A 22,249-nucleotide genomic window follows, 5' to 3' on the forward strand; every position below is an offset into this window, starting at 1 on the left:
CCGGGCCGCCCCAGGGAAGACGAGGGGACGCCGGGTTCTTGTTGTCGGCGCGATCGCATCGACTGCGACGAAGGCCGGAAACCATTAGGCGCGCCGTCACCTCACACGTCACAGCGTTCTGGACGCCGAGTTCCGAGAGAGATAAGAGGGGGCACAAGGGTTGTCAACGTGGACGACCGGCGGCGTCATGCCCGCAAAATGCCGGAATTGCAGCAGATCCACGCACTTGATCGTGAGGAACACGCAATGCTCTTCACTTCTCTCTCCGTAAAGGAACAGGACAAGTTCATGATGTCTCGTGTCTCATCTTCCCTTACGGCCTTGCGCGGGCCCGCTCTGGCCGTGCTCGGCCTGATGGCTCTGGCGACGGCGCCGGCCGTCGCGCAGGACGCGCCCGCGCCCGCGCCCGCGGCGGCTCCTGCTGCGGCGCCCGCCGATCCGAAGACCGTTCTGGCGACCGTCAACGGCCAGCCGATCACCGAGGCCGATCTGACGCTGGCCGGTGATGATTTCGCCGAGGAACTCGCCAAGGTTGCCCCCGACCAGCGCCGCAAGGCCATCCTCGACGTGCTGATCGACCTGCGCCTGATGGCGGGTGCTGCCGAAAAGGACGGCCTCGACAAGTCCGAGGAATTCCAGCGCCGTCTCGCCCTGCTGCGCGCCCGCGCGCTGCGCAACGAGTTCTTCCGCGCCAAGGTCGACAACGCGGTCACCGACGAAGCGGTCAAGAAGCGCTACGAGACCGAGATCGCCAAGATCGTGCCGGAAGAGGAAGTCCACGCCCAGCACATCCTGGTCGAGACCGAGGACGAGGCCAAGGCGATCATCGCCGAGCTCGACAAGGGCGGCGATTTCGCCAAGCTCGCGGCCGAGAAGTCGAAGGATCCGGGTTCCGCCAAGATGGGCGGCGATCTCGGCTTCTTCACCAAGGGCAAGATGATCAAGGAATTCGAGGAGGCGGCCTTCGCGCTCGAACCCGGCAAGTACACCGAGAAGCCGGTCAAGACCCAGTATGGCTACCACGTCATCAAGTCGGTCGAGAAGCGCAAGCAGCCGCTGCCGACCTTCGACCAGGTCAAGGATCAGGTCCGCCAGCTCGTGCTGCGCGACACCTTCGTCGACACCGTCGCCGGCCTGCGCAAGGACAGCAAGGTCGAGATCGTCGACCCGACCCTGAAGGCCGCCCCGTCGCAGCCCGCGCAGTAGGCGCCGGGTCCGCGGATTGCGAATGGAAGGGCCGGACATCAGTCCGGCCCTTTTGCATTTCAGGATCGCCGCTTGCGCCATTCCCCGATCCGAAACGGCTTGCGCGTGACAGGCGGTTCGGGCAGAGGGATGGCCTCTTTTGCCCGAACCAGCCGAGGCATCATGTCCACTGCCGTTTCCCCGCTCGCCGTTCCCTTTCCCGACATGCCGCCGATCGAAGGCGTGACCTTCGCGACCGCCGAGGCCGGCATCAAGTACAAGAACCGCCTCGACGTTTTCCTGGCGCTTTTCGCCGAGGGAACGACGGTGGCCGGTGTCTTCACCCAGTCGAAGTGCCCGTCGGCGCCCGTCGACTGGTGCCGGGAATCGCTGAAAGGCGGCACGGCGCGCGCGCTGCTGGTCAATTCCGGCAATGCCAATGCCTTCACTGGCAAGAAGGGACGCGAAACCACGAGTTTGCAGGGCGAACTGGCCGCCAAGGTCGCGGATTGCCGCCCGGATGAGGTGTTTCTCGCCTCGACGGGCGTGATCGGCGAACCGCTCGACGCGCAGAAATTCGCCGCCGTCCTGCCGGATGCGGCATCCCGCGCCGCGAGCGGCCCCTGGATCGACGCCGCCCGCGCCATCATGACCACCGACACCTTCCCGAAGGGCGCGACCCGCACGGTGAAGCTCGGTGCCGCCACGGTCACGATCAACGGCATCGCCAAGGGCGCCGGCATGATCGCGCCCGACATGGCGACCATGCTCTCCTTCGTCGCCACGGACGCCGCCATCGCCGCGCCGGCGCTGCAGGCGCTGCTTTCGAAGGGCGTCGTGGGCAGCTTCAACTCCGTCACCGTCGACAGCGACACCTCGACCTCCGACACGCTGCTGCTTTTCGCCACCGGCAAGGCGGAAGGCGCGGAGACCATTGCCGATCCCGCCGATCCGCGCCTGGCGGACTTCGCCCGGGCGCTGGATGAGGTGCTGCTCGACCTCGCCACCCAGGTGGCGCGTGACGGCGAGGGCGCGCGCAAGTTGATCGAGGTCCGGGTGGTCGGCGCGGTTTCCGACGCTTCCGCCAAGCGCATCGCGCTGTCGATCGCCAATTCGCCGCTGGTCAAGACGGCGGCTGCCGGCGAGGACGCCAATTGGGGCCGCGTCGTGATGGCGGTCGGCAAGGCCGGCGAACCGGCCGACCGTGACAGGCTGTCGATCTCCTTCGGCGAGACCCGCGTCGCCTTCGAGGGCGAGCGCGATCCGTCCTATTCGGAAGCCGTCGCCTCGGCCTACATGAAGAACCGGGAAATCGTCATCACCGCCGAGATCGGCCTGGGCGAGGGCAAGGCCACGGTCTGGACCTGCGACCTGACCAAGGAATATGTCGCGATCAACGGCGACTACCGCAGCTGAGGTGACCATCTTGCCGTCCATCCTGGGGATCGAGTCCGCCTGCCTTTCCGCCTGGCCTGCGGTCGGTACCGTGCATGACGGCGCCTGGCTCTGGCGCTTCGCGCATGGCTATTCGAAGCGCTCGAATTCGTTCCAGAGCCTCGATCCGGAAGATGACGAGGATGCCGGGCGGCGGATCGACTACCTCGCCGCCCTCTCCGTGCGCCATGGCATCGCGCCGGTCTTCCGCGTGACGCCGCTGGCCGGTGGCCGGGTGCTGGACGCGCTCGACCGCGCCGGCTGGTCCGCCTATGAGGAGAGCCGGGTTCTCGCCATGTCGCTCGAGGATTGTGCCTTCGAGCCGGCCGGCGATGTCCGGTTCTTCAATCCGACCGATCCGCGCTGGTATCGCGCGCAGTCGACCTTGAGCCAGTCGACCGGCAAGACGGTCGAGACGCTGAAGGTCCTGCTCGGGCTGATCGCGCCGGAGGCGCGCGGCGTCGTCGCCTATGCGCCGGACGGCACGCCTGCCGCGGCGGCGCTCGCCGTCAATGCGGGTGGGATCGGCATCTATCTGAACGTCGTCACCGACAGGACGAAGCGCCGCCAGGGCTACGGCGCCATGGTGATGCGGGCGGCGTTGCGCTGGACCATGGAGAACGGCGCCCGGGCGGCGGCGATCCAGGTGACCTCCGACAACGACCCGGCGATACGGCTCTACGAGTCGCTCGGCTTCGTCGAGCAATATCGCTACCACTACCGCAGTCCCGCCTGATCCCTCCCGAGTCCTCCGAGGTTTTGATGACACGCCGCCTTCTTCTCGTGGTCGCCTGTGCGCTGGTCGATGCCGACAATCGCATCCTGATCGCGCAACGCCCTGAGGGGAAGGCGCTGGCGGGACTCTGGGAGTTCCCCGGCGGCAAGGTCGACGCCGGAGAGACGCCCGAAGATGCCCTGATCCGCGAACTGCGCGAGGAACTCGGCGTCGAGACCAGGACGGCGTGCCTCGCGCCGCTCACCTTCGCCAGCCACAGCTATGACGATTTCCACCTGCTGATGCCGCTCTATGTCTGCCGGCGCTGGTCCGGATTTCCCCGCAGCCTCGAGGGGCAGGCGCTGAAATGGGTGCGCGCCAAGCAGCTCCGCGACTATCCGATGCCGCCGGCCGACGAGCCTTTGATCGCGCCGTTAATCGAGCTTTTATGAGTTTGGGCGAGGGTCTCGCCGGAAGGCGTCGCGTGGCGTGACGCCGAATGGACAGCGCGATTCCGCCGCTGTCCAGGCAAGGCATGACGATGAGCGCCGCCGCAGGTCCTTCCCTTATCCGCTTGCTGCGCTCGCGCCGGAGCCCGATTGCCATCGAATACGGCCTGATCATCGGCGTCATCGTCCTGGCGCTGGCGGCCGTCTTCCTCACCGGCGGCGGCATCCTCTCGCTTTATGAGCGGGTGGTGGCGCTGGCCGTGGAATCCTGACGCCCGCTATTCCGACGACCGCTCCCTCTCCTTGCGGGCCGCCTCCAGCGCATCGGCGAGCCGCACCTTGGCCGAGCCGGGCTTGAGCGGCTTCTGCTGGCTCTCATGCGGCGCCCATCCCGAAAGCGCGATCAGCTCGAACGTGGCGCGGACGCGGCCGTCGGGGTCGGCATGGCGCTCCGCATAGAGCGCGGCGGCGCGGGCGAGGATCGGGCGCGTCAGCGGGCGCGGATCGCGGGCGACGAGCGCGTTGGTCGCCCCCATGGCCCGCAGATCGCGCATCAGATGGAACAGGCTGTCATAGCGGACGATGAGCCGGTCGGTGTCGGTCACCGGCAGGGCAAAGCCGGCGCGCTGCAGCAGCGCGCCAATGTCGCGCACATCGGCGAAGGGTGCGACGCGGGGCGCGGCGCCACCGCGAATGTCACTCTCCGCCTCCGTCAGCACGGCGCGCAGTTCATGCAGCGTGTCGCCGCCGACCAGCGTGGCCAGCAGCAGCCCGTCCGGCTTCAGCGCCCGCTTGATCTGGGCGAGCAGGCCGGGCAGGTCGTTGACCCACTGGAACGTCAGCGCGCTGACCGCGAGGTCGATCGAGCCTGGCTCCAGCGGCAATGCTTCATGGCTATCCAGCCGGACCCGCCGGACATCGCCGCCCTGGCCGTTGGCGGCGAGCGCCGCCGCGAGGGCGGGCGAGAGATCGCCGATATCGGCCGCCTGCGCGAAGTGGCGGTTTACCGTCGACAGGCGGTCCATCAGGTCTTCGATCGTGCGCGCCAGCAGGAAATCGCTGCCGGCAACGGCGAGCCGCTCGGCGCGGGCGCGGCGCAGGTCGAGCAGGTTTCGATCGAAGAGAATGGGGGCGCCGGACATGGCACAGCCTTCCTGACGGGTGTGGTGGCGGCCGTTATGGGACCGGCGGCCCTTCCGGTCAAAGCCGTTCTGCATTACGCTGCGGCATGCGAGCGGGCGCGGCAGTCGAAAAACCGATTTGGCTGGAGCCGCTTCGGGCACGGCTCGGGGCGGCGGGGCGGTTCGTCATCAATCTGGCGCTGCCGCCGGCCTGCATGGCTTGCAGCCGGCCGGTGGCCGAGAGCGGCGCGCTCTGCGCCGCCTGCTGGGACCAGCTTCGGCTGATCGAGCGCCCCTTCTGCCAGCGACTGGCGATTCCGTTCGGCTATGACATCGGTCCGGAGGCGCTTTCCGCCGAGGCGATCGCCGATCCGCCGCCCTTCAACCGGCTGCGCGCCGTGGCCGTCTATGACGAATTATCCGGCCGCATCGTGCAGGGGCTCAAATACCATGACCATGTAGAACTCGCCCGCTCGATCGGTGCGATGATGGTGCGCGCAGCCGGCGACATTGCCGGCGAGGCGCAGATCGTCGTGCCGGTGCCGCTGCATCCGCGCCGGCTGTGGCAGCGCCGCTTCAACCAGTCGGCGATGATCGCGGCGGAGATCGCGAGACGGCTGGAAAGACCGCATTTCCCGGACCTTGTCGACAGGATCAAGCCGACGCGCCGGCAGGTGGGGCTGAAGGCCAGCGAGCGGGCGGCGAACGTCCAGGGCGCCTTTCGCGTATCGGCGGAGGCCAGGGCGAAGCTGGCCGGCCGGCATGTGCTTCTTGTCGATGATGTCTACACCACCGGGGCGACGGCGAAGGCGGTGACGCGGGCGCTGTTGCGGGGCGGCGCGGCCGGCGTCGACGTCGTCGTCTTCGCACGGGTTGTCGAAGGGCTGGGCTGAAGCCTATATAGGCGGCTCCCAATCATCAGGATTGAACATGGCCGAAGTGATCATCTACACCCGGCAGGCCTGCGGATATTGTTCGTCCGCCAAGCGCCTTCTGGACAAGAAAGGCGTTGCCTATGTCGAATTCGACGCCACGGGAAAGCCGGAACTCCGCCAGGAAATGATCGAGCGCGCCAAGGGGCGCGCAACGTTCCCGCAGATTTTCATCGGCGGGACGCATGTCGGGGGCTGCGACGACCTGCACGATCTCGAGGGGCAGGGCCGCCTGGATCTGCTTCTGGCGTCCTGACGGGCGCCGCTTTCATTTCATTCAATCAAGGAGAGAGCCGATGACGAGCTTCAAGGCGGCTTGCGTCCAGATGCGCAGCGGGCGTTCGGTGGCGGCGAATGTCGACGACGCCGAGGCTTTGATCCGGGCGGCGGCGGCGGCAGGGGCGGGCTATGTGCTGACCCCCGAGATGACGACCATCCTCGACCGGGACAAGGAAGCGCTTCTCGCGGCGATCGGCCCGGAAGAGATCGACACGTCGCTGCAGCGGTTTCGGGAGATCGCGCGCGAGCTGGGCATTCATCTCCATATCGGTTCCATGGCGATCAAACTCGCCGACGATCACATCGCCAACCGCTCGTTCCTGATCGCGCCGAACGGCGCCATCATCGGCCGCTATGACAAGATCCACATGTTCGATGTCGATCTCTCCGGCGGCGAGAGCTATCGCGAATCCGCGACCTACCGGGCTGGCGATTCCGCCATCGTCGCCGACCTGCCCTGGACCAAGATCGGCCTGACGATCTGCTACGATGTCCGCTTCCCGGCCCTGCACCGGACGCTGGCCAAGGCCGGCGCCGCCGTGCTGGCCGTTCCCGCCGCCTTCACCAAGAAGACCGGCGAGGCGCATTGGCACGTGCTGCTGCGCTCGCGCGCGATCGAAACCGGTTCCTATGTCGTGGCGGCGGCGCAGGCCGGCCATCACGAGGACGGTCGCGACACGTATGGCCACAGCATGATCGTCGATCCCTGGGGCAAGATCCTGGCCGAGGCCGACGACCAGCCCGGCTTCATCATCGCCGAGATCGATCCGGCCTTTTCCGCCTCGGCGCGCCAGGCCATTCCGGCGCTCGCCAATGCGCGCGATTTTGCGCTGCCCGCAATGCCGCAGGTTGGCAGCTTCGTGAACTGATCCCCATATAGACGGCATGATCCGATACAATCTCGTCTGTACGGGCGGACACGACTTCGAAAGCTGGTTTCGCGACGCGGCGGCCTTTGACAAGGCCGCCAAGGCGAAGGCCGTGACCTGCCCGGAATGTGGCACCAGCGATGTCGTGAAGGCCTTGATGGCGCCGTCCGTTTCGACGGCGCGCAAGCGCGAGGCGGCGGCCGTGAAGGTCGCCGCGCCGGACCCGCGCCAGGCGGCCATGGTCGAGATGATGCGCAAGCTGCGCGCGCATGTGACGGAAAACGCCGACTATGTCGGAGCCAAGTTCGCCGAGGAAGCGCGCAAGATCCACTACGAAGAGGTCGAAGCGCGCGGCATCTATGGCGAGGCCTCGCCGGAGGAGGCGCGTTCGCTGATCGACGAGGGCATCGAGTTCCTGCCCCTGCCGGTCCTGCCGGAAGACGGCAACTAGAGCCTTTCCCCGTTTCTCTTCAACGGCGCAACGCTCCAGTTCCTTGTGGGATCGCGTTTTCTTCACGCGAACCGGTGCCCCCTTCGCTCGAAAACGCCCTAGCGGCGGACGGCCGCTAGCATGTAGTTAACGTCCATGTCGGAAGAAGTCTTCCACTGGTTGCGAAGCGGGTTGAACACGACGCCGGTCTCGGTCGACAGATCGAGACCGTTTTCCCGCAGCGCCGAGGCGAGTTCCGAGGGCCGCACGAGCTTCTCGTAGCTGTGCGTGCCGCGCGGCAGCCAGCCCAGAACATACTCCGCCCCCACGATCGCCAGCGCCCAGGCCTTCGGTGTGCGGTTGATGGTCGAGAGCACCATCAGCCCGCCCGGCTTCACCATGGCTGACGTCTCGCGGATGAAGAGCGGCAGGTCGGCGACATGCTCGACGATCTCCATGGCGAGCACGATGTCGAATCGCTCGCCGGCCTGCGCCAGCGCCTCGGCGGTCGTCGCCCGGTAATCGATGTCGAGGCCGGCCTCGCGCGCATGCAGCGACGCGACGCCGATATTGGTCTCCGAAGCATCGGCGCCGACCACCGTCGCCCCGAGCCGGGCCATCGGCTCCGACAACAGTCCGCCGCCGCAGCCGATATCGAGCACGCGCAGGCCCTGCAGGGCCTTGGGATCCCGCCCGTCGCGGCCGAACAGCCGCGCGGCTTCTTCCTTGATGAAGCCGATCCGGATCGGGTTCAGCCGATGCAGCGGCGCGAACTTGCCGTTGGGCGCCCACCACTCGCCGGCGATCGCCGAAAAATGCGCGATTTCGTCCTGGTCGACGGTAGTGCTGTGCTCGGCGGCTGACATGGGCGGCTCCTTCTGCGGCGAACGTCGTCGTGGCGGCGGGTGAAGTCAAGGCAGGCGGTCGCCGCACCCCCTTGCCGGGCGGGATCCGGGGGGGCGGCTCGGCCGAGGGTCGCGCGGTTCCGGCCCGTCCCCAAGGCATGGCGCAGCCCACGCGCCGTCGCCGTTGCGGCTTCCTGCCGAAGCCGCTATGAAGGCGCCCGTCCGGTTGTTCTGGTTGGCCGGAGATCCTTCAATCTCTTCCGCAGCTTCTGCGGAAACTGCCCTTCAAAGGTTGCTGATGGCCCGGCTGGTGATGAAGTTCGGCGGAACCTCCGTCGCCGATATCGATCGCATCCGCATTGTGGCTCGTCACGTCAAACGCGAAGTCGATGCCGGATTCCAGGTCGCCGTCGTGGTTTCGGCGATGTCCGGCAAGACCAACGAACTCGTCAGCTGGACGCGCGCCGCGGCACCGATGCACGATGCGCGCGAATATGACGCCGTCGTCGCTTCCGGCGAGCAGGTGACGTCCGGCCTGCTGGCGATCGCGCTGCAGGAAATGGGCATCAACGCCCGCTCCTGGCAGGGCTGGCAGATCCCGATCCGCACCGATGGCGCCCATGGCGCCGCGCGCATCGTCGACATTGACGGTTCGAGGCTGATCGAGCGACTGGAGCAGGGCCAGGTCGCCGTGGTCGCCGGTTTCCAGGGCCTTGGCCCGGACAACCGCATCGCCACGCTCGGCCGCGGCGGTTCCGACACCAGCGCGGTGGCGATCGCCGCCGCGATCAAGGCGGATCGCTGCGACATCTATACGGACGTCGATGGCGTCTACACGACCGATCCCCGGATGGTCCCGAAGGCCAAGCGCCTCGACCGCGTCTCGCATGAAGAAATGCTCGAGATGGCGTCGCTGGGCGCGAAAGTGCTGCAGGTACGGTCCGTCGAACTGGCTATGGTGCATGGTGTGCGGACCTTCGTGCGGTCCAGCTTCGTCGACCCGGAAGATCCGGGCCTCGCCGATCCCAACAATCCCCCAGGCACCCTCATTTGCGACGAGGACGAGATCGTGGAAAAGCAGGTTGTTACCGGCATCGCCTATGCCAAGGACGAGGCTCAGATCTCGCTGCGCGAAGTCGCCGACAAACCCGGCGTCGCCGCCGCGGTGTTCGTGCCGCTGGCCGAAGCCAACATCAATGTCGACATGATCGTGCAGAACGTCTCGGAAGACGGCACGACCACCGACATGACCTTCACCGTGCCGAATACCGATTTCGACCGGGCCTGGAAGGTGCTGGCGGAAGCGCGCGATTCGATCGGCTATACCAGCGTGCAGGGCTCGCGCGACCTGACCAAGGTCTCGGTGATCGGCATCGGCATGCGAAGCCATGCCGGCGTCGCGGCCTCCGCCTTCAAGGCGCTCGCCGGCAAGGGCATCAACATCCGCGCGATCACGACGTCGGAAATCAAGATTTCGATCCTGATTGACGCGGCCTATACCGAGCTGGCCGTACGGACGCTGCATTCGCTCTACGGGCTGGATGCTGCCTGATCAACAGGCTCTCCGACCCGACGAAACAGCATTGTACCTTCTGCCTAACTCGTGCCACGACTAGGTAGGAAGCATGCGGGGAACCGGCCGAATCGGCCGGCTTTCCGAGACGGATTTCGGTGGTCGGAACCCGTCAAAGCTCTCAAATTGCGGAAGGCGGACCATGCGGGGGTCACTCGCCGGGCCGCGCGTCCTGCTCCGTCGCCTGCGCGAAATCATGGCGGAGCCGATCAGCGCGCAAGACCGGCTCGACAAGATCGTAGCCCAGATCGCGGCCAACATGGTGGCCGAGGTGTGCTCGGTTTATGTCCTGCGCGCCGATGACGTGCTCGAGCTCTATGCGACCGAGGGTCTCAACCGCTCGGCGGTCCACCATGCCGGCCTGCGTGTCGGGCAGGGCCTTGTCGGCCTGATCGCCTCCGAGGCGCGCCCGCTCAACCTGCAGGACGCGCAGAGCCATCCCTCCTTCGCCTACCTGCCGGAGACGGGCGAGGAAATCTACAACGCCTTCCTCGGCGTGCCGATCCTGCGCGCGGGCCGTACGCTCGGCGTCCTCGTCGTGCAGAACCGCGCGCACCGCACCTATCACGACGAGGAAGTCGAGGCGCTGCAGACGACGGCGATGGTTCTGGCCGAGATGATCGCGGTCGGCGAACTGCAGGGCCTTGCGCGGCCGGGCACCTCGCTCGACGTCAAGCGCCCGCTGTCGCTGAAGGGCACGCCGCTCTCGGACGGCATCGCACTCGGCCATGTCGTGCTGCATGAACCGCGCGTTGTCGTGACCCAGCTGATCGCCGAGGACACCGACAAGGAAAGCCAGCGGCTCGAGCAGTCGATCGCCAATCTGCGCCTGTCCGTCGATGACATGCTCTCGCGCGACGATATCGCGCCGGCCGGCGAGCATCGCGACATCCTCGAAGCCTATCGCATGTTCGCCTATGACCGCGGCTGGGTGCGCCGCATGGACGAGGCGATCCAGAACGGGCTTTCGGCCGAAGCCGCCGTCGAAAAGGTGCAGAGCGACACGCGCGCCCGGCTCCAGCGCCAGACCGATCCGTATCTGCGCGAGCGGCTGCATGATTTCGACGACCTGGCCAACCGCCTCCTGCGCGAGCTGATGGGCAAGTCGCATGGTCCCGATGGCGGCACGCTGCCCAAGGACAGCATCATCGTCGCGCGCAACATGGGCGCGGCCGAACTGCTCGACTACGACCGCAGCCGCGTTCGCGGCCTGGTCTTGGAGGAGGGCGGGGCGACCAGCCACGTGACCATCGTCGCGCGCGCGCTCGGCATTGCCACCATCGGCCACGCCGCCAACATCGTCTCGCTGGTCGAGAATGGCGATCCGATCATCCTGGATGCCGACAGCGGCGAGGCGCATGTCCGCCCGCCGGCCGATGTCGAGGCCGCCTATGGCGAGAAGGTCAAGTTCCGCGCCAAGCGCCAGGCCCAGTATCGCCTGCTGCGCAACAAGCCGGCCGTGACCACCGACGGCCATCGCGTCTCGCTCAACATGAATGCCGGCCTGCTCGTCGACCTGCCGCATCTATCCGAGGCAGGGGCGGAGGGGATCGGCCTGTTCCGCACCGAGCTGCAGTTCATGGTCGCGTCGACCATGCCGCGCATGGACGAGCAGACAGCCCTCTACGAGGCCGTGCTGAAGGCAAGCGGCAACCGGCCGGTGACCTTCCGCACGCTGGATATCGGCGGCGACAAGGTGCTGCCCTATATGCGGATGCAGCCGGAGGAAAACCCGGCCCTGGGTTGGCGCGCGGTCCGGCTTGGCCTGGATCGCCCGGGCTTGCTGCGCATGCAGTTGCGGGCGCTGTTGCACGCGGCCGCCGGCCGTGAGTTGCGCGTCATGCTGCCGATGGTCACCGAGGTGAGCGAGATCCGCCGCGCCCGCACCCTGCTGGAGCGCGAGGTCGCGCAGTTGCGCCGGCATGGCCACAAGGAGCCATCGCGCATCCTGCTCGGGTCGATGCTCGAGGTCCCGGCGCTGCTGTTCCAGCTCGACTCGCTGATGAACGCCGTCGATTTCGTTTCGGTCGGCTCCAACGACCTGCTGCAGTACATGACGGCGAGCGACCGCGGCAACACGCGCGTCGCCAGCCGTTTCGATCCGCTTTCCCGTCATTTCCTGCGCACGCTTCGCATCATCGTCGAAGCGGCCGATCGCCACGGAACGCCGGTTACCTTGTGCGGCGAGATCGCCAGCCGTCCGCTTGCTGCGATGGCGCTGGCGGGCATCGGTTTCCGGTCGCTTTCGATGTCGGCCGCGGCGATCGGCCCGGTCAAGGCGATGCTGCTGGCGCTGAACGTGGCGCGGCTGCGCGAGATGCTCGACCCCCTCCTAGACCTGGACGATGGCGAGGACGGCGTCCGCGCGGCGCTGACCGCCTTCGCCGAAGCCGAAGGCATACCAATCTGACCTCCTTGCTGCCGCCCGGGCTTCCCTGGGAAAAGATCAATCACCTCGTCGCCCGCGCCGAGGTCATCGACCAGAAGCTCGCCGCGACCAGCGACGGCGCGACCCTGGTGCAATTGTCCAAGGAACGCGCCGAACTGCAGGATATCGTCGAGGCGGTCCATCGGCTGAAGGCGACCGCGGCCGAACGCGAGGCGCTGGACGATCTGGCCGGCGATCCGGAAATGGCGGCGCTTGCCGAGGAGGAGCGGGATGCGCTCGAGGCGCAGATCGAAGCCCTGACGCAGGAGATCCGCGTTCTGCTGCTGCCGCGCGACGCAGCCGACGAGAAGAGCGCGATCCTCGAAATCCGCGCCGGAACCGGCGGCGACGAGGCCGCGCTGTTCGCGGGCGACCTCTTCCGCATGTATCAGCGCTATGCCGCGCTGCATGGCTGGCGGATCCAGGTTCTCTCGGAGAGCGAGGGCGAGGCGGGCGGCTACAAGGAAATCATCGCCGACGTGACCGGCAAGGGCGTGTTCGCCCGGCTGAAGTTCGAATCCGGCGCCCATCGGGTGCAGCGCGTCCCGGCAACCGAGGCGAGCGGCCGCATCCATACCTCGGCGGCGACGGTGGCGGTGCTGCCCGAGGCCGAGGATGTCGACATCGACATCCGTCCGGAAGACATCAAGATCGACACGACCCGCGCTTCGTCGGCCGGCGGCCAGCACGCCAACACGACCGACACCGCCGTGCGCATCACGCACATCCCCACTGGTACCGTCATCGTCGTGGCCGGCCGGTCGCAGCACCAGAACCGCGCCCAGGCGACGCAGATCCTGCGCGCCCGTCTGTTCGACATGGAGCGCGAGCGGCTTTCGTCCGAACGCGCCGCCGATCGCAAGGGCCAGGTCGGATCCGGCGATCGGTCCGAGCGAATCCGCACCTACAACTTCCCGCAGGGCCGGGTCACCGACCATCGCATCAATCTGACGCTCTACAAGCTCGAGGCGGTGATCACGGGCGAGGCGCTCGACGAGATCATCGAGCCGCTGATCACCGAGCATCAGGCGGGCCTGCTGGCCGCGCTCGACTCATGAGTCCTCCCGCCGCCACGCTGGCTTCGGCGCGGCGTGCCGCGGCGGCGCGGCTGGCGGCGGGGCTCGGGCCCGATGCGACGCCGGCGCTGGATGCGCGCCTGCTGGTCGCCGGCGCGCTCGGCATCGCGCCGGACCGTCTGATCCTGGTGGACGACCGGGAGCTTTCCCAAGCGGAGAGCCATGCCATCGACGCGTCGATCGAGCGCCGCCTGACCGGCGAGCCGGTCGCCCGCATCCTCGGCGAAAAGGAATTCTGGGGCCTGAGCTTCCGTCTCGCCGACGCGACGCTGGTGCCGCGCCCGGACACCGAGACCCTGGTTGAGGCGACGCTGGCCTGGATCGACCGGACGCATGGCCGCGACACGCCGCTGCGCCTGCTCGATATCGGCACCGGCACCGGCGCGATCCTGATTGCCCTGCTCAGGGAACTTCCCAGGGCAATCGGCCTCGGCATCGATCTGTCGGAAGAGGCGGCCCGTGCGGCGCGCGGCAATGCCGCGCGGCTGGGTTTCGCCGATCGCAGCCTGTTCGTTCGAGGCTCCTGGTCGGCGTGTTCCGGACCCGTGGATGTAATCGTCTCAAATCCGCCCTATATAGAGAGTGGAATCATCCTTACCCTGGATCGGGAGGTCAGAGACCACGATCCGATGCTGGCATTGGATGGGGGGGATGACGGTCTCGTTGCCTACAGAGCGATCCTTGCGGATCTGGACCGGGTGATGCATCCCGGCGGTGCGGCGTTCTTCGAAATCGGCCACGATCAGGCTGAGGCGCTTGCTTCGCTGGCCGGTGAATCCAGTCTCACGGTCGAGGTCCATCGCGATCTCGCGGGCCATGACCGGGTGGTGGAACTGCACCGGGCGATCTGAGCCTGCTGCCAATGCGCGCAGGCGCCGGAAATTGAATAATCCGCTTGGAAATCAGCCACGAAACAGCTAGTTTCCGAGCCACCGCAGATGGAATTGATGCGACTCCCTGACGTCGAAGCGCAAGCCTCGCGAGGGAGCGGCGCGGTAAGGGCCAGATTGGCCGTGAGGGTCGGATCGGGGGAGATCGACCGGGCTTCAGTGCCTAGAGCGTCATCTCTACTTGGTACGACACGAATTCCCAGGACGCCCCGCTCCGGCGGTGGCCAGGTTGCCCAAGGTCCTTTGTCTGGACACTTGGCTGCCCGATCCGCGGAAGAGTGACGATCGTCTTCGCCGGTTCCGGCGTTTCGGGCTGAGGCTCGATGCGGCCCGATATCGACGGATTTGTCCGGCCGGCGTTTCGCTTCGGTCGATGAGATTGGTTGACCTTGTTGGTCACGGAAGAGAAAATTCATGAGACAAGGACAGCAGAACAACAATAACAACAAGCGGATGCGCGGGCGGAACAACAGCAACAACAACAATAACAACAACCGCAAAGGCCCCAATCCGCTGACCCGCTCGTTCGAGAGCAATGGTCCGGATGTCAAAATCCGTGGCACCGCTCTCCACATCGCGGAGAAGTATGTGACGCTGGCGCGCGACGCCCAGTCGTCCGGCGACCGCGTCATGGCCGAGAACTATCTGCAGCATGCCGAGCATTATTTCCGCGTCATCGCGGCGGCGCAGGCGCAGAACCCCCAGAATGCCCAGCAGCCGCAGCCGTCCTACCGTTCCGACCAGGACGATGAGGGCCTCGACGAAGAGGACGATCGCTTCAGCGAGCGTTTCGGTCAGGCGCACAATCAGGAACGCGGCCAGCAGGCCGACCGCCAGCCCCCGCGCGACAATGACGGCAATGTCGCCCAGGCCGACGCGCAGTCCTATGCCAACGGCCAGAATGGCGGCAGCCAGAACGAGGCTCGCGAAGGCGGCGATCGTCAGCAGGACCGCCCCGAACGTCAGGAGCGCCAGGACCGCCAGGATCGCCAGGATCGCTATGAGCGGCCGGCGCGGGCCGATCGTCAGGATCGCGGTGACCGGCAGGATCGCCCCGAGCGGAACGACCGGTCCGATCGCAACGAGCCGCGCGGCGACCGTGCGGAGCGGAACGAGCCGCGTGCGGATCGTCCGGAACGCCAGGATCGCCCCGAGCGTCAGGATCGTCCGGAACGGAACGATCGCCAGCCGCGCGCGGATCGTGGCGAGCGCCGCGACCGTTCGGACCGTGGCGACCGCAACGAGCGTTCGCAGCTTCCCCGTTTCGTGACGGGAGAGCCGGCGCCGCAGCCGGTCGTCGACGCCGCGCAGTTCCATCCCGCGGCCGATCAGGCGAAGCCCGAAGCCATCCGCCCCGAGCCCGCCAAGTCCGAGCCCGCCAAGTCCGAACCCGTGACGCCGGAAGTCGCCGAGGTCGTGAAGGCCGAGCCGGCTGTCGTCGCGCCGGTCGCCGAGGCTGTCGTCGCCGAGGCGCCGCGTCCGACCCGGGCGCCCCGCAGCAGCGCCGCGAAGGCCGAGCGGGCCGCGGCGGCGTCCGCCGCTGCCGCCGAAGCGGCGCCCTCGCTCGATCTTGGCATCGAGGGCGCAGCCTCGACCGAGGAGGAGGAGTTCCGTCCGCGCCGCCGTCGCACGACCCGCGCGCGGGTCCGCACCGCGGACGAGGCCGGCTCCGAGCCGGCGATGGCCAGCGAGCCGGCCGGCGACGAATAGATCGTTTCCCCTTCGAGAGATTGAAAACGCCCGGGCCTCGTGCCCGGGCGTTTTTGTTTTTGGCACGCGGATTCATGCGTCTTCCCGCGCCGGGACCCCGGCCGTCGGACCGGTCGTGCCGACGGGCACAAGCTCGCTAAAATTGTGCGCTCCGCCCCTTCCTGTTGCTGTGGGGCAACACTATATCCGGACTGGCGGCAGGCCGGAACTTGGCTGTCGCTGGACTGAGGTCCATATTCAGAGCGGCCCATGCGTGCCTTCGGGGCGATGGGACCGGGTCAGGAGGCGACAATGAATTTTGAGAATTACTCCGAGCGCGCGCAGGGATTTATCCAGTCGGCGCAGACGCTCGCGATGACGCGTGGCAACCAGCAGTTCACGCCCGAACATCTTCTGAAGGTTCTGCTCGATGACGAGGAAGGTCTGGCCGGCGGCCTGATCGACAGTTCCGGCGGCAATTCCCGTCAGGCGCTCGCCGCGACGGAGCGGGCGCTGGAAGCCATGCCAAAGGTTTCCGGCGGGGGCGCCGGCCAGCTCTATCTGGCACCGCCGCTCGCCAAGGTCTTCCAGCAGGCGTCCGACCTTGCCAAGAAGGCCGGCGACAGCTTCGTCACCGTCGAGCGGCTGCTGCTTGCTCTGGCGCTGGAGAAGGATGCGAAGACGGCCGCTATCCTCAAGGATGCCGGCGTGACGCCGGTCGGCCTCAACCGCGCGATCGAAGCCCTGCGCCAGGGGCGCACCGCCGATACGGCCGGCGCCGAGGGCCAGTATGACGCGCTGAAGAAATATGCCCGCGACCTCACCCAGGTGGCGCGCGACGGCAAGCTCGACCCGGTCATCGGCCGGGACGACGAGATCCGCCGCACCATCCAGGTGCTGTCGCGCCGCACCAAGAACAATCCGGTGCTGATCGGCGAACCGGGCGTCGGCAAGACCGCCATCGCCGAAGGCTTGGCGCTGCGGATCGTCAATGGCGACGTGCCCGAGAGCCTGAAGGACAAGCGTTTGCTCGCGCTCGACATGGGCTCGCTGATCGCTGGCGCCAAATATCGCGGCGAGTTCGAGGAGCGCCTGAAGGCGGTTCTGTCGGAAGTCACGTCGGCTGCCGGCGGCATCATCCTGTTCATCGACGAAATGCACACGCTGGTCGGCGCGGGCAAGGCGGATGGCGCGATGGATGCGTCCAACCTGCTGAAGCCGGCTCTCGCGCGCGGCGAACTGCACTGCGTCGGCGCCACCACGCTCGATGAATACCGCAAGCATGTCGAGAAGGACGCGGCGCTCGCCCGCCGGTTCCAGCCGATCTTCGTCGGCGAGCCGACGGTCGAGGACACGGTTTCGATCCTGCGCGGCATCAAGGAGAAGTACGAGCTGCACCATGGCGTGCGGATCACCGACTCCGCGCTGGTCGCCGCCGCCACTCTGTCGAACCGCTACATCACGGACCGTTTCCTGCCCGACAAGGCGATCGATCTCGTCGACGAGGCGTCCGCGCGACTGCGCATGCAGGTCGATTCCAAGCCGGAGGCGCTCGACGAGCTCGACCGGCGCATCATCCAGCTCAAGATCGAGCGGGAGGCGCTGAAGAAGGAGACCGACCAGGCCTCGAAGGATCGGCTCGAGCGGCTGGAGAAGGAACTGACGGACCTCGAGGAGGAATCGTCGGCCTATACCCAGCGCTGGCAGGCGGAGAAGCAGAAGCTGAACGTCGCGCAGAAGCTGAAGGAACAGCTCGACCAGGCTCGCAGCGACCTCGACAAGGCGCAGCGCACCGGCGATCTGGCCAAGGCCGGCGAGCTTGCCTATGGCACGATCCCGACCCTGGAACGCCAGCTCGTCGATGCCGAGCAGGCGCAGACCAGCACGATGATGGAAGAAGCGGTGACGCCCGACCACATCGCGCAGATCGTCTCGCGCTGGACCGGCATTCCGGTCGACCGGATGCTTCAGGGCGAGCGCGAGAAGCTGCTGCGCATGGAAGACGAGCTTGGCCGCCGCGTCGTGGGCCAGAGCGAAGCCGTGCATGCGGTGTCGACCGCGGTTCGTCGCGCTCGCGCCGGTCTGCAGGATCCGAACCGGCCGATCGGCTCGTTCCTCTTCCTCGGCCCGACCGGCGTCGGCAAGACGGAGCTGACCAAGGCGGTCGCCTCGTTCCTGTTCGACGACGAGACGGCGATGGTGCGCATCGACATGTCCGAGTTCATGGAGAAGCACTCCGTGGCCCGGCTGATCGGCGCTCCTCCGGGATATGTCGGCTATGAGGAGGGCGGCGCGCTGACCGAGGCCGTGCGGCGCCGGCCCTATCAGGTCGTGCTGTTCGACGAGGTGGAGAAGGCGCATCCCGACGTCTTCAACGTGCTGCTGCAGGTTCTCGATGACGGGCGCCTGACCGATGGTCAGGGTCGCACGGTCGATTTCAAGAACACGCTGATCATCATGACCTCGAACCTCGGCTCCGACTATCTGGCGCATCTGCGCGATGACGAGGATGTCGATGGCGTGCGCGAGCAGGTCATGGCGGTGGTGCGCGGGCATTTCCGGCCCGAGTTCCTGAACCGGCTCGACGACATCATCCTGTTCCATCGCCTGAAGAAGACGGAGATGGGCCGGATCGTCGAGATCCAGCTCGGTCGTCTCGCCAAGCTGCTCGAGGAGCGCAAGGTGACGCTGGAGCTGGACGACACGGCGCGCAGCTGGCTGGCCGAGAAGGGCTACGATCCGGCCTATGGCGCACGTCCGCTGAAGCGGGTGATCCAGCGCTATGTGCAGGATCCGCTCGCCGACAAGATCCTGGCCGGCGAGATCGCCGATGGCTCGCTGATCAAGATCACGGCCGGCACGGACAGGCTCCTGTTCCTGCCGCGCGGCGAAACGGCTTCGCAGGCCGCCTGATCGATAGCGATACCGGCCCCTGTCCTTGGACAGGGGCCGCTTCCCCCAGGGAGAAGGCCGCGCCGGAGAAATCCGGCGCGGCCTTTTTCATTCGATGGCGGCTCAGGCGATCTGTTCCTGCCAGTGTCGATGCAGCGCTGGGACATCGCCCGAGCAGAGCAGGGGCATGGCGTCGCGGATCTGCTCGATCGGCCAATCCCACCAGGCCATCTCCTGCAGCAGGGCAATGACCTCGTCGGGGAATCGCTTGCGTATCGCACGCGCCGGATTGCCGCCCACGATCGCGTAGGGCTCGACATCCCTAGTCACCAGGGCCCGGCTGCCGATCACCGCGCCATTGCCGATCCGGATGCCCGGCATGATCATGGCCTCGGCCCCGATCCAGACGTCATGGCCGATCACCGTGTCGCCGGCGGGCTGGTAGGCGTTGACCGCTCCGGCGAAGGCGGGCTCCTCGGGCACGAAGAAGAACGGGAAGGTCGAGACCCAGTCGTTCCGATGCCCCTGGTTTCCGGCCATCATGAAGGACGCGCCGGTGCCGATCGAGCAGAAGCTGCCGATGACCAGCCGGTCGACATCGCTGCGGTCGCGCATCAGATAGCGGGCGCACTCATCAAAGGAATGGCCGTGATAATAGCCGGAATAGTAGCTGTAGCGGCCGACCTGGATATTGGGGTTGGTGACCTGTTCGGTCAGCGGCTTGCCCAGAAACGGGCTCTCGAAATAGTTCATGGCTTTTCCCATGTCGGTGCGGCCGCGAACCCTGTCGCAGCGGGCACCCCAGAAACGGACTTTGCCTCGGGCGAGGCGGGTGGCGGCACAAGCCGACCGCCGCATGCGGGATGCGGCAGTCAGGCAGGCGCGGTCATCTGTCGCTTTCTGGTAACATCGGGCTTTCTCCGGACAAGCTCCGGCTCTTTCCTGAGAGTCCGTCGTCGCGACGACGGTGCTCTCCTGCAGTCTGCTGTTCCTCGTCTCGCCGCGAGACCGCGCCGGTCCGCGGGGCGCCCTAGTTGGTCGCCTCTTCGTCGGCATTGATCGCGGCCACCTTCGAACTGGCGGGCATGCCGATCAGCGTATCGATGCGGGTCTTTTCCTGCTTGAAGGCCAGGAGCATGTCGCCCTGCAGCACGCGGCCGCGCGGCAGGCGCACGCGCAACGGATCGACCGGCTTGTTGTTGATGCGGACCTCGTAGTGCAGGTGCGGGCCCGTCGACAGGCCGGTCGAGCCGACATAGCCGATGACCTGGCCCTGCCGCACCTTGACCCCGGGGCGGATGCCCTTGGCGATCGCCGACTGGTGGCCATAGGCCGATTCATAGCCGTTGGTATGGCGGATCAGCGTGAAGTTGCCATAGCCCGAGCTCCAGCCGGCCTTCTCGACCGTGCCGTTGCCGGCGGCCAGGATCGGAGTGCCGCGCGGGGCGGCCCAGTCGACGCCGGGATGCAGGCGGGTATAGCCAAGGATGGGATGCTTGCGGTAGCCGAAATTCGAGCGCAGCACGCCGCCATTCATCGGCTTGCGAACCAGGAATTTCTTGGCGCTGCGGCCTTCCTCGTCGAAATAGTCGACCACGCCGTCATCGGGCGAACGGTAGCGGTAATAGCGCTTGGTCGCGCCGTCGAGCGTGATCGCGGCGTAGAGGATTTCCTCGTCGTCCTCGGCGCCGCCTGCTTCCGGCAGCGAATGGAAGACCTCGAGCGAATCCCCTGGCGCGACGCGCGACTGGAAGTCGACGTCATAGGAGAAGATGTGGATCAGCTCGGTGATCAGCGGCGCCGGGATCTTCTGCTCCAGCGCTGTCTCATAGACCGCCTGGTAGAGGCGTGGCATCGGGCTGTTGTCGGTCGGCGCGGGCTCCGCCATCTCGAATTCGTCGGTCGAGCTCTCCGGCTCGTCGGCGCGCACGAAGGTATCGTCGTCGCGGCGCGCGACGGTCGCCTGGTGGGAGCCTTCGTCATAGATCGAGACGCGCATCGGCCGCGGCGTTTCGCCTTCCGCCGAGAAGAGGATTCGAACCTTCTGCCCGGCCTGCAGGTCCGAAAGGTCCATGAGATTGGACATGGCGGCGAGGATGTTCTGGGCGTCGGGCTGGGCGACCCCGCTTTCGTCGAGGATCTCGGCCAGCGTTTCCTTCTTCTCGACGACGGCGACGCGCTCGTCCGACGGGATGGCCGGGCCGGTCTTGGAAACGAAGGAGACGTTCTCCGGCACGATGCGCACGCCGAGCGCCGAGAACGGATCGGTGCCGGTTTCGTCGAAGGAGAAGCGATCCGGGTCGACATAGGGCATCGCCGCGATCTGGACGCCGTTGGAAACGGTCGTCTGGATCGAGGCGCGCGCGACCTGTTCCGCCTCGTCGGGGCTGAAGCTCGGCTCCTCCGGCTGCGGCGCCTCGTTGATCGGGAAATCGCTGACCTTGATCGAGACTTCGCCCTCGACATTGGCGCCGTAGATCTGCTCCTGCTCCGTCCCGACCGCGATGACACTGGCCCCGTCGCCGCTGGCGTCCTCGGCGACCGCATCGGCTTTGCCGTCGATGATCAGGCCATCATCCCCACCGTCGCCGGAGGCGCCTTCGTCGTCGACCACCCCGAGCTTTTCGGTGGCGGAAGGCGCGGGCGGGTTGTCGCCACTCTTGTCGCCGCGGCGGCTGCCGGCCGCGCCGGCGACGATCTTGGCCGGGTCATAGGCCGGCACGTCGTCGCTGAGAGCGGTGATGGTGGTTGCGATCGAGGTCGCGATGCGGGCGAAGGGCTTCAGCTTGATGAGATCGCGGTCCCCCTGCTTGGTGACGGTGGAGACCTGGACGACCTGGCGATCGGAGACCGGCTCGCGCGCGGTCCGGATGCGATCGGCCTTGGAGCCATTGGAGAGCGGGACGTCGCCGCCGGCCTCGGAGGCGCGCATGGCGCGGCCGACTTCCGGCGGGAACGCCAATTGATGGCGGCCGTCCAGGGCCGCCATCAGGGCGCCGCCCATCAGGATGGTGGAGGTGAAGCCCGTGAGCACGGTACCGGTCAGCCAGCGAATGCTGACGCCGCGCCGATGCGGAACGCCCTCGCCCGTGTCGCCGACCGTCAAGGGCGGTTCGCGCCCGAGGTCGATGCGCGCGCCATGCATTCCTCTTGCTGGCGCGCCGCCGCGCGTCGATGCCTTCACGGTTTCGTATTCTCCCCGTCTCCGGCAGCTTTCGTAGCGCCTGTCATCTGATCCTGGAGCCTGCCCCGCATGACGAAGGAACTTGCCGTCCGCGGCGGCTCAAGTCAACGAACGGTCGCCTGTTCTGGCTTTCCCGCATGGCGCCCTTGCCGGGGGCCATGCGCGGTGGCTGCGCGACCGACGCAGCACCGGCAATGACAGGTTCCTGAACTCGTCCCTTTTCATGTCATCAATATGGCTGAGGCCGATCCTGGTCCC

At 67.0% G+C, this 22,249-nt stretch carries 19 protein-coding genes; 15 read left to right on the plus strand and 4 right to left on the minus strand.

From position 1 onward, the window contains the following. The first annotated feature begins 246 nt into the window (after window positions 1–246). From OSH10_RS22265 to OSH10_RS22285, 5 genes are all read left to right on the plus strand, one after another. Window positions 247–1,206: a peptidylprolyl isomerase gene (locus OSH10_RS22265; protein WP_323181657.1), complete on the plus strand. Its 960-nt coding sequence runs from the start codon at window positions 247–249 to the stop codon at window positions 1,204–1,206. A 162-nt stretch (window positions 1,207–1,368) separates the two neighbouring features. Continuing rightward, on the plus strand, window positions 1,369–2,601 hold the full coding sequence (argJ, locus tag OSH10_RS22270) for a bifunctional glutamate N-acetyltransferase/amino-acid acetyltransferase ArgJ (protein WP_266334856.1): 1,233 nt from the start codon (window positions 1,369–1,371) through the stop codon (window positions 2,599–2,601). Window positions 2,602–2,611: 10 nt separating this feature from the next. Continuing rightward, window positions 2,612–3,355, plus strand: coding sequence for a GNAT family N-acetyltransferase (locus OSH10_RS22275; protein ID WP_266334858.1), 744 nt, complete (start codon window positions 2,612–2,614; stop codon window positions 3,353–3,355). Between the two features lie 26 nt (window positions 3,356–3,381). Then, window positions 3,382–3,786: an 8-oxo-dGTP diphosphatase MutT gene (gene mutT, locus OSH10_RS22280; protein ID WP_266334860.1), complete on the plus strand. Its 405-nt coding sequence runs from the start codon at window positions 3,382–3,384 to the stop codon at window positions 3,784–3,786. An 89-nt stretch (window positions 3,787–3,875) separates the two neighbouring features. After that, entirely contained in the window at window positions 3,876–4,055 is a 180-nt protein-coding gene (locus tag OSH10_RS22285; RefSeq protein ID WP_266334862.1) for a Flp family type IVb pilin, read from the plus strand. Between the two features lie 6 nt (window positions 4,056–4,061). Here OSH10_RS22285 and OSH10_RS22290 read toward each other — a convergent pair whose 3' ends face one another. After that, window positions 4,062–4,925 carry a methyltransferase domain-containing protein gene (locus tag OSH10_RS22290; protein ID WP_266334864.1) on the minus strand — a complete coding sequence of 288 codons (864 nt, stop codon included), beginning with the start codon at window positions 4,923–4,925 and terminating at the stop codon, window positions 4,062–4,064. Between the two features lie 86 nt (window positions 4,926–5,011). On the opposite strand from OSH10_RS22290, the gene OSH10_RS22295 reads away from it, so the two are divergent. The 4 genes from OSH10_RS22295 to OSH10_RS22310 are packed head-to-tail and all read left to right on the plus strand — an operon-like array spanning window position 5,012 to window position 7,435. Next, the gene (locus tag OSH10_RS22295; protein ID WP_266334866.1) at window positions 5,012–5,797 is read left to right on the plus strand and encodes a ComF family protein; all 786 of its coding nucleotides are present in this window, start codon (window positions 5,012–5,014) and stop codon (window positions 5,795–5,797) included. A 37-nt stretch (window positions 5,798–5,834) separates the two neighbouring features. Continuing rightward, the gene (gene grxC, locus OSH10_RS22300; RefSeq protein WP_266334868.1) at window positions 5,835–6,092 is read left to right on the plus strand and encodes a glutaredoxin 3; all 258 of its coding nucleotides are present in this window, start codon (window positions 5,835–5,837) and stop codon (window positions 6,090–6,092) included. 40 nt (window positions 6,093–6,132) lie between these two features. Then, window positions 6,133–6,984 (plus strand): carbon-nitrogen hydrolase family protein, encoded by an 852-nt coding sequence (locus OSH10_RS22305; protein ID WP_266334870.1) that lies wholly within the window; start codon window positions 6,133–6,135, stop codon window positions 6,982–6,984. 16 nt (window positions 6,985–7,000) lie between these two features. Next, complete coding sequence (locus OSH10_RS22310) at window positions 7,001–7,435, plus strand: DUF1178 family protein (RefSeq protein ID WP_266334872.1); 435 nt, start codon at window positions 7,001–7,003, stop codon at window positions 7,433–7,435. A 98-nt stretch (window positions 7,436–7,533) separates the two neighbouring features. On the opposite strand, the gene ubiG is transcribed toward OSH10_RS22310, so the two are convergent. Further along, complete coding sequence (gene ubiG, locus OSH10_RS22315; protein WP_266334874.1) at window positions 7,534–8,280, minus strand: bifunctional 2-polyprenyl-6-hydroxyphenol methylase/3-demethylubiquinol 3-O-methyltransferase UbiG; 747 nt, start codon at window positions 8,278–8,280, stop codon at window positions 7,534–7,536. A 277-nt stretch (window positions 8,281–8,557) separates the two neighbouring features. On the opposite strand from ubiG, the gene OSH10_RS22320 reads away from it, so the two are divergent. The 6 genes from OSH10_RS22320 to clpB all read left to right on the plus strand — a co-directional run bounded on the left by OSH10_RS22320 (window position 8,558) and on the right by clpB (window position 18,828). Next, on the plus strand, window positions 8,558–9,811 hold the full coding sequence (locus OSH10_RS22320; protein WP_266334876.1) for an aspartate kinase: 1,254 nt from the start codon (window positions 8,558–8,560) through the stop codon (window positions 9,809–9,811). Between the two features lie 163 nt (window positions 9,812–9,974). After that, window positions 9,975–12,242, plus strand: coding sequence for a phosphoenolpyruvate--protein phosphotransferase (gene ptsP, locus OSH10_RS22325; RefSeq protein WP_266334878.1), 2,268 nt, complete (start codon window positions 9,975–9,977; stop codon window positions 12,240–12,242). Between the two features lie 5 nt (window positions 12,243–12,247). After that, on the plus strand, window positions 12,248–13,318 hold the full coding sequence (prfA, locus tag OSH10_RS22330; protein WP_266334880.1) for a peptide chain release factor 1: 1,071 nt from the start codon (window positions 12,248–12,250) through the stop codon (window positions 13,316–13,318). Beyond that, complete coding sequence (gene prmC / locus OSH10_RS22335) at window positions 13,315–14,187, plus strand: peptide chain release factor N(5)-glutamine methyltransferase (RefSeq protein ID WP_266334882.1); 873 nt, start codon at window positions 13,315–13,317, stop codon at window positions 14,185–14,187. Before prfA ends, prmC begins: the two co-directional genes overlap by 4 nt. Before the next feature lie 453 nt (window positions 14,188–14,640). Continuing rightward, window positions 14,641–15,936 carry a DUF4167 domain-containing protein gene (locus OSH10_RS22340; RefSeq protein ID WP_266334884.1) on the plus strand — a complete coding sequence of 432 codons (1,296 nt, stop codon included), beginning with the start codon at window positions 14,641–14,643 and terminating at the stop codon, window positions 15,934–15,936. Between the two features lie 291 nt (window positions 15,937–16,227). Further along, entirely contained in the window at window positions 16,228–18,828 is a 2,601-nt protein-coding gene (gene clpB / locus OSH10_RS22345; RefSeq protein WP_266334886.1) for an ATP-dependent chaperone ClpB, read from the plus strand. Window positions 18,829–18,930: 102 nt separating this feature from the next. Here the strand turns inward: clpB and catB are convergent, their stop codons facing one another. Beyond that, window positions 18,931–19,560 (minus strand): type B chloramphenicol O-acetyltransferase, encoded by a 630-nt coding sequence (catB, locus tag OSH10_RS22350; protein ID WP_407660749.1) that lies wholly within the window; start codon window positions 19,558–19,560, stop codon window positions 18,931–18,933. 277 nt (window positions 19,561–19,837) lie between these two features. Continuing rightward, window positions 19,838–21,991, minus strand: a complete 2,154-nt coding sequence (locus tag OSH10_RS22355) for a M23 family metallopeptidase (RefSeq protein ID WP_266334890.1) — start codon at window positions 21,989–21,991, stop codon at window positions 19,838–19,840. Between the last annotated feature and the right edge of the window lie 258 nt (window positions 21,992–22,249).

The sequence above is a fragment of the Kaistia defluvii genome, assembly GCF_026343955.1.
GTDB classification, from domain to species: domain Bacteria; phylum Pseudomonadota; class Alphaproteobacteria; order Rhizobiales; family Kaistiaceae; genus Kaistia; species Kaistia defluvii.